The 16,378-nt window shown below is 34.6% G+C and carries 16 protein-coding genes and 1 pseudogene; 7 read left to right on the plus strand and 10 right to left on the minus strand.

Features of this window, described 5'->3' with window-relative positions; translation table 11 throughout:
* Window positions 1-31: 31 nt before the first annotated feature.
* Both AAGD70_RS06135 and trpS read left to right on the plus strand, forming a co-directional pair.
* On the plus strand, window positions 32-595 hold the full coding sequence (locus AAGD70_RS06135; protein WP_065094485.1) for a nucleotide exchange factor GrpE: 564 nt from the start codon (window positions 32-34) through the stop codon (window positions 593-595).
* Between the two features lie 17 nt (window positions 596-612).
* Complete coding sequence (gene trpS, locus AAGD70_RS06140) at window positions 613-1,611, plus strand: tryptophan--tRNA ligase (RefSeq protein WP_065094484.1); 999 nt, start codon at window positions 613-615, stop codon at window positions 1,609-1,611.
* Between the two features lie 175 nt (window positions 1,612-1,786).
* Here trpS and AAGD70_RS06145 read toward each other — a convergent pair whose 3' ends face one another.
* The 4 genes and pseudogenes from AAGD70_RS06145 to AAGD70_RS06160 all read right to left on the minus strand — a co-directional run bounded on the left by AAGD70_RS06145 (window position 1,787) and on the right by AAGD70_RS06160 (window position 5,156).
* Window positions 1,787-2,548 carry an alpha/beta hydrolase gene (locus AAGD70_RS06145; RefSeq protein ID WP_012673268.1) on the minus strand — a complete coding sequence of 254 codons (762 nt, stop codon included), beginning with the start codon at window positions 2,546-2,548 and terminating at the stop codon, window positions 1,787-1,789.
* Window position 2,549: 1 nt separating this feature from the next.
* Window positions 2,550-3,077, minus strand: coding sequence for a c-type cytochrome (locus AAGD70_RS06150; RefSeq protein ID WP_010082469.1), 528 nt, complete (start codon window positions 3,075-3,077; stop codon window positions 2,550-2,552).
* 440 nt (window positions 3,078-3,517) lie between these two features.
* Window positions 3,518-4,765 (minus strand): annotated as a pseudogene (locus AAGD70_RS06155) (IS4 family transposase).
* A gap of 214 nt (window positions 4,766-4,979) precedes the next feature.
* A complete protein-coding gene (locus AAGD70_RS06160; RefSeq protein WP_167347026.1) occupies window positions 4,980-5,156 on the minus strand; it encodes a hypothetical protein in 177 nt (58 codons plus the stop codon).
* A 367-nt stretch (window positions 5,157-5,523) separates the two neighbouring features.
* Between AAGD70_RS06160 and AAGD70_RS06165 the strand changes: the two genes are divergently transcribed.
* From AAGD70_RS06165 to AAGD70_RS06180, 4 genes are all read left to right on the plus strand, one after another.
* A complete protein-coding gene (locus tag AAGD70_RS06165) occupies window positions 5,524-6,798 on the plus strand; it encodes a WH2 domain-containing protein (protein WP_156518230.1) in 1,275 nt (424 codons plus the stop codon).
* 55 nt (window positions 6,799-6,853) lie between these two features.
* Window positions 6,854-8,122 (plus strand): proline--tRNA ligase, encoded by a 1,269-nt coding sequence (gene proS / locus AAGD70_RS06170; protein ID WP_065094516.1) that lies wholly within the window; start codon window positions 6,854-6,856, stop codon window positions 8,120-8,122.
* Window positions 8,119-8,499, plus strand: coding sequence for a holo-[acyl-carrier-protein] synthase (locus AAGD70_RS06175; RefSeq protein WP_065094517.1), 381 nt, complete (start codon window positions 8,119-8,121; stop codon window positions 8,497-8,499). The genes proS and AAGD70_RS06175 overlap by 4 nt, the downstream gene beginning before the upstream one ends.
* Before the next feature lie 615 nt (window positions 8,500-9,114).
* Window positions 9,115-10,596: a proton-conducting transporter membrane subunit gene (locus AAGD70_RS06180; protein ID WP_065095304.1), complete on the plus strand. Its 1,482-nt coding sequence runs from the start codon at window positions 9,115-9,117 to the stop codon at window positions 10,594-10,596.
* A gap of 6 nt (window positions 10,597-10,602) precedes the next feature.
* Here AAGD70_RS06180 and AAGD70_RS06185 read toward each other — a convergent pair whose 3' ends face one another.
* From AAGD70_RS06185 to AAGD70_RS06205, 5 genes are all read right to left on the minus strand, one after another.
* A complete protein-coding gene (locus AAGD70_RS06185; protein WP_065094519.1) occupies window positions 10,603-11,262 on the minus strand; it encodes a conjugal transfer protein TraJ in 660 nt (219 codons plus the stop codon).
* Between the two features lie 58 nt (window positions 11,263-11,320).
* Complete coding sequence (locus tag AAGD70_RS06190) at window positions 11,321-12,115, minus strand: hypothetical protein (RefSeq protein WP_065094520.1); 795 nt, start codon at window positions 12,113-12,115, stop codon at window positions 11,321-11,323.
* A gap of 73 nt (window positions 12,116-12,188) precedes the next feature.
* On the minus strand, window positions 12,189-13,010 hold the full coding sequence (locus AAGD70_RS06195; RefSeq protein WP_065094521.1) for a DNA polymerase III subunit delta': 822 nt from the start codon (window positions 13,008-13,010) through the stop codon (window positions 12,189-12,191).
* Between the two features lie 17 nt (window positions 13,011-13,027).
* Window positions 13,028-13,615, minus strand: a complete 588-nt coding sequence (locus AAGD70_RS06200; protein WP_065094522.1) for an L-threonylcarbamoyladenylate synthase — start codon at window positions 13,613-13,615, stop codon at window positions 13,028-13,030.
* 415 nt (window positions 13,616-14,030) lie between these two features.
* On the minus strand, window positions 14,031-14,501 hold the full coding sequence (locus AAGD70_RS06205; RefSeq protein WP_065094523.1) for a hypothetical protein: 471 nt from the start codon (window positions 14,499-14,501) through the stop codon (window positions 14,031-14,033).
* 74 nt (window positions 14,502-14,575) lie between these two features.
* Between AAGD70_RS06205 and miaA the strand changes: the two genes are divergently transcribed.
* A complete protein-coding gene (gene miaA, locus AAGD70_RS06210; RefSeq protein WP_065094524.1) occupies window positions 14,576-15,460 on the plus strand; it encodes a tRNA (adenosine(37)-N6)-dimethylallyltransferase MiaA in 885 nt (294 codons plus the stop codon).
* Here miaA and AAGD70_RS06215 read toward each other — a convergent pair.
* Window positions 15,457-16,287, minus strand: a complete 831-nt coding sequence (locus AAGD70_RS06215; protein ID WP_065094525.1) for a hypothetical protein — start codon at window positions 16,285-16,287, stop codon at window positions 15,457-15,459. The two genes, miaA and AAGD70_RS06215, sit on opposite strands and share 4 nt — an antisense overlap.
* Window positions 16,288-16,378: the final 91 nt, after the last annotated feature.

Genomic DNA, 16,378 nt, shown 5'->3' on the forward strand with positions numbered 1-16,378 from the left:
ATATATTTATTAGATTCTTAAGGGTAATGATATGTCAGATAGCAGTAAGGAGAAAAAGTTTGCTGATATGGTAAATAGGCAGAAAGGTGACGACCAACAAAGTGATAACCATAAGCAAACAGATGATTTAAATGAAGATCTCAATACATTAAAAGAACGTGCAGCCCAGCTTGAAGATCATTTACGCCGCGCTGTTGCAGATAATGAAAACGTCAAACGTATAATGCAAAAGCAAATTAGCGATGCAAGTGACTACGCAGTCACAAAATTTGCACGTGATATGATTGACTCGTGTGACAATTTAAAAAAAGTAATGGAAAATTTGAAAGACGGTGATCCTGTTCATGAAGGAATCAAAGTAGCTTATCAAAAAATTATAAATGATCTAAAAAAACATGAAATAGAGGAAGTAGACCCACTTGGTAAGCTTTTTGATAGTAATTTACACCAAGCTGTTGTGGAAAGAGAAGACAATGAAAAAGAGCCTGGCACCATTGTAGAGGTACTACAAACTGGTTATACTATCAAAAATAGGTTGCTCCGTCCTGCAATGGTTATTATTTCTAAGAAATCTGCTGATTGTGGAAACGATTAGCATGAGGTAAATGTATAATGACAAGTATTGTCTTTTCAGGTATCCAGCCAAGTGGCGTACTACATTTAGGTAATTATCTTGGTGCAATCAAACAGTGGATAGACTTACAGGATAAATACAAATCTCTTTTTTGTATTGTCGACCTACACGCAATCACAGCAAATAAGCTTTCCGCAAGTGAATTAAAAAGTAATATTTTCAAAACAGCAGCAGCTTATATTGCATGCGGAATAGATCCAGAAAAGTCCATTATTTTTAGTCAGTCCACAGTTAGTGGTCATGCAGAACTGGGCTGGCTGCTTGGATGCTATACACCAATTGGTTGGCTTAATCGCATGACTCAACTTAAAGATAAAGCTGGCAGCGATAAACAAAAAGCCTCTCTTGGATTATATAGTTATCCAGTACTTATGGCTGCAGATATATTGTTGTATCAAACTAAATACGTTCCTGTTGGTGATGATCAAAAACAGCATTTGGAGCTTGCACGTGATATTGCATCAGCTTTTAACAATCATTATAAGCTGGATCATTTTATCGTACCTGAAATCTTAACTTTGGATTGCACATCAAGGATAATGAGCTTAAGAGATGGTACAAGCAAGATGAGTAAATCTGATCCTTCAGAACATTCGTGCATTAACCTTGATGATACGGATGACTTAATTGTCAAAAAAATAGAAAAAGCAAAAACAGATTCAATTCTAGGCTTTGCTACTTTAGAGTGCCGACCAGAAATAAGCAATTTGATAAACATTTATTCAGTGCTTAGTAATGTAAATGCGGAAAAAGTATGTGAAGAAGTGAACAAACATGACATGAAGCACTTCAAAAAAGAGTTAGCTGATTTAATTATCAGTGTTATATCACCCATACGTGAGAAAATGAATGATCTTTTAAAAGACCAATTCCATTTACATGAAATATTAAAAAAAGGCACAAAGAAAGCAGCAGAAATTGCAACCCATAATATAAAAGAAATCAAGGATATTATTGGATTTGCTCAATATCTGTAAGGTTCCAAAGTGTGATGGTGCGAACCGTCATACCGCCGCGGTATCTCAGCCGCTAACACGTAGCGGGATGACGGTTTTTCAAATTGTCGGTAAATCTAAGTCAGTTTAGCTATAGGCAGCAATTTTCTGTATTTATTTTAAGTTGAAGAAAGCTCAAATGAAAAATCGTGTTTTGCTAAAAATCACAGAATGCAGTCTGGTTACAAAATTCTCTAATGGTCTTAAATAAAACTTCCAGTGAATGATTGTCAGACATATTGTGCTCTGCTGATTTTATTAAGTGTACTTCAACATCGGTTGACTTAATTTTTTCAGCTAAATTCAATGAAGTTTGATAAGGAACATCTTTATCATTAATGCTATGCAGCAAGCGCACAGGACAGTTTATATCTATTGTCTTTTTGTTTAAAAGAAGGTTCTTTCTGCCATCTTCGATCAAATTTTTAGTTATTTTGTATGTACAATGCTCTGAAGTAAAATCTATTACACCTTTAGAATCTAGTTCTTCTTTTTGCTTGCCTGACAATTGCTTGAATATCAAATCTTCAGTAAAATCGGGAGCAGACGATATACCAATTAGTGCTGCAATTTTTTCTGGAAATTGAAGGGCAGTGAGCAACATCAGCCATCCTCCCATACTTGAACCTATAATTATTTGTTTATCGCTAGTTAATTCACTCATTACTTTAGCACAATTTTTTTGCCAATCACTTATCGTGTAATCAATAAAATTACCACTTGAATGACCGTGACCAAAATAATCAAATAGCACAAGTGCTACGTCATTTTCTTGGCAAAATTTGTAAATAGCAGTTGCTTTAGTTCCATCCATATTGGATGCAAATCCACCGAAAAAAACTACAGAAGCTTTCTTTCCTTGTAGCTTTCGATATGCTATGTGACCATTATTTCCATCAAACAATTTACAATAATCCATACTACTTTGGCAAAGCAACCGGGCTATCACTCAATTGATGCAAATAACTAACTAGATCTGCAATTTCTTGTGGATTGGAAATACCTGCAAATGCCATACGTGTACCTTTTATATAGGCTTTTGGGTTCTTTAAAAAGGCAAAGAGCTCCTCATACCCCCATTTTCCACCTCTTTCAAGCACTGCTTTTGAGTAATTGAATGAGTTACCAAGATGGGCCTTTTTATTTCCAACTATGTTCCATAAGTTTGGTCCTACTTTATTCATTCCACCTTTCTCAAAACTATGGCAGGCTATACATTTTTTTGCTGCTGATTTACCTTTCTCAAAGCTAGCATTCTGCATGAGCGCTCCAATATCAAGCGCCACTTGCTCGATTTTTTGCTGGAACTCATTGCTGCCAGCAGCTACTATCGTTTGGTGTTCAATCTTATATTCTTCTGGACTGTAAAGCATATCAACTACATTACTAACTATCATAATGATTAGCCCAGAAAGTAAAATCGATGCTGCAATCTTATTAAGCTCCATAGTTAATTTTTATTAAGTAATGTTACTTAAATTATGCGAATATTTTCGCAAATAGCAACCAATTACCTTGAAGCTCGCTAAAGATGAGAGTCTCTATAGCTGACCCAAGAAAGGTTTTCCTACGTCCATACCGCCGCGAACCGTCATACCGCGATTCATTCGCGGTATCTCAGCCGCTAACAAGAGATCCCGCTAACAAGTAGCGGGATGACGAGGTCCACTGCCATTAAGTTAAGGAAAGAATGGTTAAAAACTGAACTAAAAAGTCAGAAATAATTAAGGATTTATGACAAATGCTGAAACAGAATAGAGTAAACTTTAAAGCAGATAAACTCTGAAGTGTAAATTACTTAAGAAATAGTTTGTTTAGAAGTCATTTTACAGGAGCTATGGCAATAAGCTACCCAGTTATTATCAGAAGATATGAATACTACCTCTAGTCAAAATATGTGTTTTCTAACCCTTTTTTGGTAATTGAACGAACGAAGATAAGGTACCTTATGACGATCAACTTTCCTTCCCTTTCTTACCGCCAAAGTGTTCATCAAAAATAGCTTTGATAATTGATCCATAATGCAGTCAGTATCTGATTCCGTAGCAAAAATGTCGAAAGCCAAGTTTTTGATCGCGTTAAATGAGACAGATTTGTTAATGCTCCTCTTAAGCTTATCATCGGTTAAGTCCATATTCAACGCTTCTTCTACATCTTCTGTCATAACACTTTCTAGGTTGCTAATAATGATAGCTGACCAAAAATCCTGTTTAACAGACTCAACACTTTTTCCTGTAAAATTTTCTAGACTTAGTCTTCCTTTGAGTTTTGCAAAAAATGTCTCAACTCCCCAGCGTAAAAAATATAACTCCTTAAATCCTCCAGTTTGAAACTTTTGTTCATCCATTAATGATGTAGCTAACACTTCAATTTCACCAGATGGCAGTACCACTTTGAAGCGTTATTCCACTATTTTCTTGTTTTATCTTACGCTGAGCACATATGGTAACCTCAACACTAGATGGGCTTTTTTCTTCAAACATAGCATTCACTTCATTAAAAGATGATCTGGGACATCGAATGACATAAGCAATTTTTCTTTTTGTAAGGCTAGAAAGAAATTTATAAGATAAATATACAAATCAGTAAGTCATTAGTATTTACAACTTTAAGCATTTTATCTGCTAAGTTAATTTCATGAGTGTTACCTCTATCTAACACTGACCTTATGGCAACATTATTTATAACAAACCGCAAAGGTTGCACTTGCATAATCACCTAAATCTTTTGGTTTTTGGTTACGTATTTTTCTTGAGCCAAATTCATTTTTTATTTCAACGCTTGTTGGTAAAATGATTTTGGAGGCATCAAGAGCTAACACTCTAAAGCCAAAACAAGTTTTAAATTTTTGGTCTTGGTAGTACAAGGAAACCACACCTTCGTTAATTTCTGAAAATGCACTGTGTTTCATTTTTTTTCTTGCTTGACTAAAAGCACTAGCAGTAACGGTATAGTCTTTTTTCCTATATAAAATAAATTCGTTTAGTATTACTTGCAGCGACTTTACACTTTTTCTTAAAATTAAGATAAATATGTCAATAAAAGATAACTTCCTCTTTCTCATAAAATCTTTTGAAGATGATTTATGGGATTCTATAAATTCTAGACTTGCCAATTCATTTTGAATAAATTTTATTACTGCCTTTTTTACTCATACTACCTTTAAACTTATTGGTATACATCATTATCCCATAAAATCTATCTTTTTTCCTTAACTTAATGGCAGTGAGACGAGGTTATCGTCATGCCGCCACGAACCGTCATACCGCGATTCATTCGCGGTATCTCTTAGCCGCTAACAAGTAGCTGAATGACGATTGTCAGGGTGTAATCCCAGTGTCCCTATGATGTCATCCCAGTGCCCAGACACTGGGATCCAGGAAAGTTTGCTTGTAAGCAAGCAAACTAGCACAGAAAGTGGTTACAACATTTTCGATGAGATTATATGGAAAACTTGATCCCAGTGTCAAGCACTGGGATGACAAAAAAAGGAGCACTGGAATGGCACCATTTGTTATGTTTAACAAAGTTCGTACTTAGCTTCATGTTAGCCATAAATATTTAAGAAATTTACCAAATGAAAAAAAAGGCAAAAGAAGCCCCATGGTTAACTAGTTCTGACACTGGTTTCCATCCAAGACGGCAGTAGCCCCTTCGGTGTCATTCCAGTGTCAAGCACTGGAATGACAAAGGAGAGCAGTGTCAGCTACTTGGATGACACCTTTTTTCTACTTAGTGTGGGTTATACAAGAAGTCTATTGTATGGCTATTGCTGGTCGTATATTACTTATAGCTTATCTATTCAAATTTTGACTTTATTTTTCATAATTCATTATTGACAGAAATTATTAATTGGGTTATTATTAAATTATCGTTAACAAATGAGGCAAAGAAATGACGACATCCAATAATTCTTCATTGCTAAAAGATAGTCAGGAGCTTACTAAAACTAAGGGGACTATATGGAAACCTTTAATTACTATCTCATTATTGTCTGTATTTAGTTTCACATCTGGTCAATATCTTCCTTATGTTATTGCAGCAGTTCCTTTAGCAATCTTTGCTGTTTCTGCGGTTGTTGCACTTATTTCAGTGACATATCTTGTTAAACTGGCTATTTCTAGAGATGATAATAAGAAAGAATTAGGTCTTAATGGACAGAAATTCGGCCATACTCCATCTCAAGAACCACAAAAATTTGTGTGTAAAAATTGTACTAATCTGGAGAATAAATCAAATGTACCTACTCCTCAATCACCTCCAGTAACGTTTGGAACACAACCAAATCCAAGTGCCAATATGCTACAGCCGCCGCCTCCTCCTCTATCAAGCTGTGCACCACCACCACCTCCTCCTATGCCAACTCCTGAGCAATTGAATCAAGCAAGTGGTGCAGTACCTCCTCCTCCTCAAAATTCATCAACTCAACAGGGTAGTAATGATTTACTTAATAGTATAAAAAAAGCTGGCGGTAAGGCAGGTATGAGCAAAGAACAGAAAAAAGCACGCGATGAAAAATTAAAACAAAATAGGGAAAAACGAGAAAAGAATAGTGAAGGTGAGCAAACAGATTCCAAAAATGCTTTATTTGCAGAAATAAGAGGAGGTTTTACATTGAAACCAGTTAATAAAAATCAACAAAGCCCTGAGAAGAGTACTCCAAAAACAAAGTGTGATATGGCTTCTATTCTTGCAAGGAGAATAGCCATTGAATTCTCAGATAGTGAAAGTGAGCATTCTGATTCTATTAGCGATTCAGGTTGGACTACAGATGAAAGCAAAGACAAACAGAAAGAGATAGAGCAGAAAAAGAAGGTGCTGACAAAAAGCAGGAAAAAATCTACGCCTTCAAATTCCCAATCAGACAATAAAAAAGGAACAAGCACTCCCGAGAGTGGTTATAGATCTGATGATGATCAACAATATCCTGAAACTGCAGCTCCGCCAAGCCACCAACCAAATACAAAAAAGCCACCGATACCGCCTAAGCCTGTTAATTTAAAAACGAAACCTGAAGCTCCTCCTGCAACAACAGTGACTGAAGTGAAAGACTCATCTACTTCTCTTGTTAAGGGTCTCATGGCAAAGTTTGATAAAGAAGCGTCTCCATGCCAAAGACAATTTGTTGCACGGGGAAGCACCACGCACTTCCCTTCTTTTTCAAAATAAGTTTACCTACAGGTCTGATTGTATTAAGATTGCTTAATACAATCAGATCTATTATATGCGTTTATCCAAGTATTACTTACCAACTCTAAAGGAAAAGCCTGCCCATGCTAAAATTATCTCCCATCAATATTCTTTACGTGCAGGTTTAATAAAGCAGATAGCATCTGGCATTTATTCCTGGTTACCACTTGGTCTCTTAGTGCTTAAAAATATTGAAGACATCATCAGAGATGAAATGGATAAATCTGGCGCTATTGAAGTGTTAATGCCTTGTGTGCAACCAGCAAATCTTTGGCGAGAATCAGGGCGTTACGATGATTACGGTAAGGAAATGTTGCGTATAAAGGATAGGTATGAGGAAGATATGCTTTTTGGTCCAACACACGAGGAAGTAGCAACTGATTTGATTAGAAATACGGTAAAAAGTTACAAAGATTTGCCGCTTTGTTTATATCAAATTCAGTGGAAGTTTCGTGACGAAGTAAGGCCGCGTTATGGCGTTATGAGAGGCAGAGAATTTCTGATGAAGGATGCGTATAGTTTTGATGTAGATTACGAAGGTGCACTGAATTCATATAATTTGATGTACAAAACTTACATAAAAATCTTCAAACGCATGGGACTTACTCCAATTGGAGTTAGGGCAGATACTGGGCCAATTGGAGGAAATTTGAGCCACGAGTTTCATATATTGGCAAACACTGGTGAGAGCACTTTATATTATGACAATAAATTTTCTGAACTACTAGAGAGTGAAGATATTGAAAGTTTAAAGAGTATATACGCAGTTGCAGATGATATGCATGATCCTGAGACTTGCCCTACATCACAAGAACAGTTAAATGTTAGTAAGGGTATTGAAATAGGGCATATTTTTTATTTTGGCGACAAATACTCAAAGCCTATGAAGGCAAGTGTTACTTCTCAAGATGGAAAAAATGTCAATATACATATGGGTTCGTATGGTATTGGGGTTTCAAGGCTTGTTGGTGCAATAATAGAAGCTTTTCATGATGATAAAGGAATTATCTGGCCAGAATCGGTGGCTCCTTTCAGAATTGGTTTAATCAATTTACAAACGAAAGTACCGGAGGCTGCAGATAAAATATACAAAGCTTTGAAAAGCGATGAAGTGCTTTACGATGATACGGAAGGGAGTGTAGGAGTAAAATTTTCTAGAATGGATCTGATAGGCTTGCCGTGGCAAATAATTGTCGGAAAGAAAGCAGTAAGTGAAAATATAGTTGAAGTAAAAAATAGAGCAACTGGAGAGGTAAAGGAAATGCAAATTGAGGAAGCAATAAATCACTTTAGCGCAAAATGATACACGGTATCGGCACTGACATAGTATATATACCAAGAATATTGAGAATATTACAAAAATACGGGGAAAAATTTCTCAATAGAATCTACACTGAAAAGGAAATAGAGCTAAGTAGAAAGTATAATAGTCAAGAAATGCGAGCAAGGTATTTTGCTAAACGCTTTGCAGCAAAGGAGGCTTTTATTAAAGCACTAGGCAGTGGTCAGGGTATTACAATGAAAGGTATAGAAATATATAGCGATGTAAGAGGAAAACCATATATTGCTGTCAGAAAGGATTTCATCTCAAAGGACTACAAGATTCATCTTTCTCTGAGTGACGATGGAGATTACGCTACTGCATTTGTTATAATTTGCGTCTATAGCTCACACAGATAAAGTTTACTCTTTTGTCATCCTATGCACAACTGTATGAACATTGCAATTTGGGCCTACCAGGAGGGCAATGCCTCTTATCCAAGTACCCTCTCTTGTCATTCCAGTCTGGGATCCAGGAATTTTATTAAGTTGGTAAGCATAAAAGTAGCCGTTTTATGTTAAAACACAACGTTCTTGATGAGATTACGGCAAGGCTGGATTCCAGACTGGAATGACAAAGTTACCCAAGTAGCCTCTTTCTTGTCATCCCAGTGCTTGACACTGGGATCTCATTTTACTTTATGATGATGTCATGAAAGTAGCTTTCCATCCAAAAGGGTGTCATTCCAGTCTGGAATCCAGACTTTAATTGTTATACTTGTAAATAAGTCTGGTGCAAATAAACGTTCATCTCAAAATGCAGTATTTTTGTTGAAATAGCTCAACTGGATTCCAGACTGGAATGACACCATTTGCTGTGCAATTTACCTTCAAAAATGAATGTTCGTACAGCTATGGAATGAATCGCGGTATAGCTATAGCATATACTAGCAACTAGTTTACCAAAAAAACATAGCAGTTTTTCTATGATTTGAGTATAATTCCAGCTTTACCTAAACAGAAAATTTAATGTTAATGTATCTTTCCTTACCATTTTTTATTACTGAGAATTATTTATTAATTACTGCGTTGATTCCACTTTTAAGTGCGTTAGCTATTTTTTTTACTGGTAAATGGCCCAGAGTGAACAATAGTATTACTGTCACTTCTTCTCTACTTCTGTTTGCGTATACGTGTCTGTGCACTTTATATTGGGTGTATGGTGATCATTCTCAATTTATCCTCATGGATTTTGGTAATAATTTGCATATTAGTTTAAAGCTAGAGTCTAGTGGAGTGATATTCAGTTTATTAATATTATTTTTGTGGATACTAACCAGTATATATGCAATATGTTATATGCAGAATAACTATGCTGATAGCAATCACTCAAGTTTTCTATGCTTTTTTTCAATATCGATTAGCTGTACAATGTTTATTGCTTTTTCTGGAGATTTGCTTACTACATTTGTCTTTTATGAGCTTCTAACTATTAGTACATACCCCCTGGTTACTTACAACTCAACAAATGAATCAATGATTGCAGGGCGCTATTACTTTGGCGTGCTATTTTTCTCTTCTTTGGTATTATTTTTTCCTGCAATAGGCCTTTTATATAATGAATTTCATACTTTAGACTTTGTAAGTGGTGGAATATTCAAATTTGATACTTCACTCAGCACTTTTATTGCGGTGTGTTTTGCTATGCTGATTTACGGAATAGGAAAAGCTGCATTAATGCCAATGCATTTTTGGTTACCAAAAGCAATGGTTGCACCAACTCCTGTAAGCGCACTACTGCATGCTGTTGCTGTTGTGAAATCCGGAGTTTTCATCATCATAAAAGTTATATTATACACTTTCGGTGTCGGTAACATGCAACGTTTTGCGCAGCAAAGTTGGTTTGCTGGAGGGTGGCTTCCGTACGCTGCTGGATTTACTATAATTACTGCATCATTGATTGCATTAAAGCAAAAAGAATTAAAGAAATTGCTTGCTTACTCTACCATCTCTCAATTGTCGTATATTATATTATTCGCTTCAATTTTTAGTGAGCTCAGCATGAGAGTTGCAATTTTTCAATTAGTTTGCCACGCATTTGCAAAAATCACTTTGTTTTTCGTTGCAGGTAGCATAATAACGAAAACAGGCGAGAAATATATAGATAAGATTCACGGTATAGGACGCAGTATGCCAATTAGCATGACAGCATTTGCTATAGGTGCATTGTCTATGATAGGGGTGCCGCCTGCTCCGACTTTTTGGGGTAAATTTCTCATTTTTCAAGCTGTTTTCAACTCTGGCAATGTAATACTTTCTGTGTTTGTAACTTTAGTGTTAATTGTTAGTACTATACTCAACGCTCTGTACTTTTTACCGATGATTTACAATGCCTTTTTCTTAAAACCTTCTCAGAATTACTTCATTAAAAAAACGCCAATTCTTCTAGTTTTACCTCCAGTTATTACTGCTATGTGCACTTTGGTTATTTTTTTTAGCTACCAAGTAATATTTTAAATGTGATTATCTGTATTTATAACCATTAACAATAAATTTAAATGGTATTATACCAGCCAGAGTTGCTTTTATATTCGACAAAGTGAAGCTAATCTCCACAGTATCCTCCTTATTTTGCTCGGTTGTAAAAACTACAGTAGCATTTCCAGCAAATGTAACTAAGTCCTTGGTCGATCGATCAATAGATAATGTTATTACATTTATGTTGGCGATTTTTCTTTTAGATAAAGACAAATTACCAGCTTCATTATTCGTTTTTTCCTGAAAGCCTTGATAGATTTTATGTATAGAATTGTTTCTTATAAAATTTTCTTGGTACTTCGGTTCAACGATCTTAATGGACTCGTATATTTCAATGTATTTACTTATTAAGTACCTCGCTGTGGAAGTGTATTCATCTTCCTTTTTACTGAAACTAAGCTTATGCATTGCAGAGAACTCATCTTCTGTGTGGTTCATATACTTCACAAAATTTAAATCTTTTTTAATAGGAAATAACAGGTATATGTTTAATGTTAATAAACATATACCTACTAGGAGAAGCGATACTATTAATGCCATCCAAGATCTTTCTGCTACACAAAACAGATACCTATGGCAATACCATTCGACTGCTTTACTGAAATAACTTTTGTTTTTTACTGATTCAAGCAATTTATCTTCCATAACACAATGCTACCAAATCCAATTATAATAACAACAAAATTAGATACTCTAAAAAACTTTAAAATATGTCTAAATTTTCCAAAATAGGATGAATGATTATATCACCTTGTTCCGCAATAAGGTAGAATTTGTCGATTTTGCTCACATCTATATTTATCATTTTTATACTGAAATTTTCAGGATTGTAAATATTACTTTCAGCACTTTTGTGATAATTATAATAATGTAATTTATTTTGATCATCAAAATAACCAAATTCATCAGCGAGGGTTCCCACTTTGCTACCTTTACCATCTTTGACTAGCCTAAATAGATCAATTGCGTGGTTTTGAGATCCAGGCTCAATAGGACCTTCTGCAGCAAAAAACTTAGGTGCATGACCAACATATTCCTTAAATTTTAGATTATGAGTCTTTTTTACACTACCAAAATCCACAAATTTATATTCATCTGAAACGCCAGAATATTGTGGATCATACTTTTTATATTCAAAAAACTCATTACCTAAAAAATTACAAAACGTTAATTTATAATTATCATGATCGGATTTAACGACTTTAAGGTAATGAAAATCTCTAGGAATCTTTACTTCCTCTTCCGTAATATGATTACGTACAACAAGCTCATCATTTAGCATATGATAGCCAATTTTTGGCAAAGTAGCTATATTGATTGTCTTGTTTAGCTTAAAATTTGCTTCATAAATGCCACTTAACAACTCCTTTCCTTTTTCTAGGGTTACGTCTTGATCTGAAGCTATATTCTTAATTAAGCTTAATTTTTTCTGCATGTTCAATATGGCTTTCGTCAAAACTTCTATTGATTGCCATACAGTTAATTTATTATCAGTCAAATTATATACTTCGAGTATTAAATTAACAGAATTTTATCATGAATTTATGTTAAAAGTATTATACTTCGTAAACTTATGTCATGATATTAACTACATTAGCTAAAACATGCTTTTTATCTAAGTGGAGTTGCTTTGCGGCAACGAAAAGTTTATCTATTTTTTTCCACTGACTTAGCAGAATTTCAACACCATTTACCTCTCTCTTTATGCTTTCTAAAATGAAGGCCTGAATTATATATGATGCTAGTTCTAGTTCGATTTCGCTATTAATTACTTTATTAATCATATTGGGATTCTTTAAATCATGAAGAAATTTATAAAAGCATTTGTATGCTTCATAAGCATCACTACTTATTGCATTTATTATCATTCCTGGCATTCCAGGAAATAAAGTAATGATTTTATCAAACGTTTGATCATCAGATTTACATTGAGATGAAACAACTTGCTTTGTTTCATCATAAGTTAATGGAAGTAAATTTAGCTGGAAACACCTACACCGGATAGTGGTTTGTATATCATATGGCTTATGGCTAATTATAAATACCTTAGAATCTTTTGGCGGCTCCTCTAATATTTTCAATATTGCGTTTTTAGCGTTATTAGTCATTACCTCTAAGCTATCTATTATAGCTATTTTGTGTTCTGATTGAATGGGACTTAAGTGTAGAAAGTTTTTCATTTCTCTGACTTTTTCTATTCCGATAGTATCACCTTCAACAATGTGTAAGTCCAACGCTACTTCATTATAGTTTTTTATGAGTAACCAATTGGAAAAGGATTTTGCAAGTGTTGCTTTTCCTATACCTTTTTTACCACAGATCAGCCAAGACTGAACAGATAAGTTGTTCATTATTTTTTTTTTGGCTTGGTTGTGGCCTATTACTTTTTTCATTCTTTCTCCTATAGGTTTTAGTTTGAAAATGCGTTGTTTACTGTTTGTAATGAAATTGCACCTTCCCTTAAAACCTTAATCTTATCTTCGGTTAAGTCAATAATAGTAGATTCTATACCAGAAACTAGTTCGTCATCTTCAATCACTACAGATAAATGTTGCTTAATGGATTGTGGTATATCGTTTGCCTTACATACACTTTTTTTTCCTGAAATATTTGTACTAGTTGCAACTATTGGAACTTTCAGTTTGTTTAGTATTGAAATTGCAATAGGATGCTCAGGAATTCTGATACCTATACTATCTTTAAAGAATTCGTTTGGCAATATGTTGTTGTTTTTAAGTGGTAAAATATAGGTAATTGGTCCAGGAGAAAAGTAGTTTATTAAATCAATATATCTTTCCTTTACCTTTGCTATTTTTGTCAAATTGTAAATATCACTAACAAATATAGACAGTGGTTTATTTTGAGAGCGTTTCTTTATCTGATATATTTTTCCTATAGATTCATTATCTAGTGCATTACAAGCAAGAGCATACACTGTTTCTGTTGGAAAACACACTAACAAGTTGTTCTGTATTGCATTTATTATTTTAGATACCATATAGCTCAAAACTTATTTATAACAACTAGATCAGTTTTGTTGCATTGTATCTTATATAGTAACTGCTAGTTTGTATCCGTTCAGGATAGCGGCAAGACCATAGAGTAAAAGTGAGTTTACAACAAATGGTGTCATCCCAGTGCTTGACACTGGGATCCAGGAATTTTATTAAGTTGGTAAGCATAAAAGTAGCCGTTTTATGTTAAAATACAACATTTTGATGATTATGAAAAAGCTGGATTCCAGTGTCAAGCACTGGAATGACATCGTTTACTATGTACCATATTGCAATGCTCGTACAGCTGTGTGTCACGCACTTTGCTTCAATATTTGCACATTAGCCACTCCTCTAAACAGATACGCTAGTTTTTGTGAATATAATACAACGCAGCTTACCATTTGTTATGCAGACTTGCTACAACCCAAACTCTTCATTGACTTTATCAACTATTGCCTGTGGTGGATCCTCTCCCCATCCTGAATACAAAATCTCTCCATAGTCTGCAACATCTATAGAGCCAGTTCTGCTTTTTGCTAGAAACATTTCTCTTTTCTCTTTATCAACTAATACATAATGCCACGCTGATTTTCCACGATCTTTACCACGGACTAAGTATACAAGATCTGACCTACTTCTTTTTGTTGCATCAGCAAAAGATCTTTCATTGACAGTTCTGCTTTTACTTTTTATGCCGCCACTTTCAGAAAAAGCTTCCTTGGATTCGGTTTTTTTGCCTGCTAATTCAGAAATTTTTCCTTTTTCCCCTAGCGCACGTTCTTTGGTGTTTTGAGACGAATACTTACTGGAAAAACCTTCCCCTGTACCGCCAGGAGTCCTGTTTGTGAAACGCTTAGTAAATGAATTATTGTCGTTGTTTTCTGCCATAAAAATCTCCAAACTTTAGATTGTAGAATCCAAACTTTTACTACACTTTATCATATGTTAATTAATTAATATAAATGAAAAATAATATAGTAATTATTACAGGAATTACGGCCTCAGGTAAATCAGAATTATGCGATAACCTGATAGAAAAATATGGAAATATTAGTATAATAAATTGTGATTCAAAGCAGGTATATGAAGAAATTCCCATAATTACTGCTCAACCACCAAAGCAAGAAGTATTTTATAAACTATATGGTTATGTTTCAGCAAAAGAAAATTATTCCGTGGGTCTATGGTTAGAAGATTTAGAAAAAGAAGTTAATCACGCATTAGAAAATGCTCAAATACCTATCATCACTGGAGGAAGCGGGCTTTACATCAGCAGTTTAATCAAAGGCTTATCATCAATGCCACAAATAAGTCAGGAAGTGAGGAAAAATGTAAGCGAATTAAGGAAAAATTTAAGTAAAGAGGAGTTTTACAAATTAGCGCTAAGCAAAGATCCAAGGATTCAAGGTAAAGTGTTCATGAATGACTCGCACCGCCTTTCAAGGGCACTTGAAGTTATCACTGAAACTGGCAAGTCAATTTTTGTATGGCAAGAGAATAGACAGCCTCCTTTATTCAATAATTTTAAGATATATACAATTCTGCCTAAACGTGAAGATGTATACCGAAAAATAAATTCTCGTTTCATTACAATGATTGAAAATGGAGCAATTGATGAAGTAAAAAAGCTACTTAGCATGAACCTAGCCCCACATTTGCCAGCTATGAAAGCACACGGAGTGCCAGAAATTATAAAGTACTTGAAAGGTGAGATTACTTTAGACGAAGCGATACAAATTGCTCAAACAAACACAAGACACTACGCGAAACGTCAGTATACCTGGTTTAAAAAACAATTTCTAAATGCTGAAGTGATTGATTGTGCAAACAAGCTCAAGATATTTTAATTCAGGCCGTGCTCATTACTACGAATAGGGGGTTCCATATTTTCCAGATGGTCGCTTACTTCTAGTGGATCGCCTAAACCATGCTCTATTTTTATTTTAAAAAATCCAAGCCTCTCGCACAATTTCTGAAAGTATTCTTTTATAATGTCAAATAAGCTTTTATCACCTATATTATAGTCCTTCAGTCTCTCAGGAACAGTAAGTGACAAGTTACCATTTGTGTATGTTACATTTTTATCATCTTGAGACTTAAGCGTGAATTCTAGTGAGCTGGATAGATCACACACCTTGTCACCGAATGTACCGTCACTCCTTTGGAAAAATATTGGTAATGTCATATCAGATTTAACACTCACATTATTTTGGCTAACACAGTCAATACTTATTACTTTTTCAGGGCTTTCTATTATGAATGAATGCTGGCTAAGTGCACCTTGAAACTCTATATGTACACCAGCTTCATATCCTGCTTGATTACAATTGATAACTAATTCTTCCAAGATAGAGTCACTTGGAACTTCTGCCTTAGCGTATTTGAACATCTCCTTAAAAACTTTTCTTGCAAATGGGCGGTAGTCTTCATTTTTACCTTCACTTTTTGGCAGTAAACTATCATGTTCTTTGTATAGCTCGGCAATCAAATCTCTACTTATACTTTTGCCGTTAATAACAAAATCCATTCTCTGAAAATCTAAGAACGCTGTATTACCAGAATTCGCTTCAGCATTGTCTTTACCAGCTCTTAACTTGCTAAAACCAAACTTTTCTGCTTGAGCTCTTAATGTAACTACTGGATTTTCCTTTTCTTCTGATATAGAGCTACTCATTATTAATACCTTGATATAGACTGCTGATAGTATAATAATACATAAAAATGATTAATAAGTTAATAAAATACCTACTATAAGCCCTATGATA

Source organism: Wolbachia endosymbiont (group A) of Nomada flava, from assembly GCF_964027055.1.
Lineage (GTDB): Bacteria > Pseudomonadota > Alphaproteobacteria > Rickettsiales > Anaplasmataceae > Wolbachia > Wolbachia pipientis.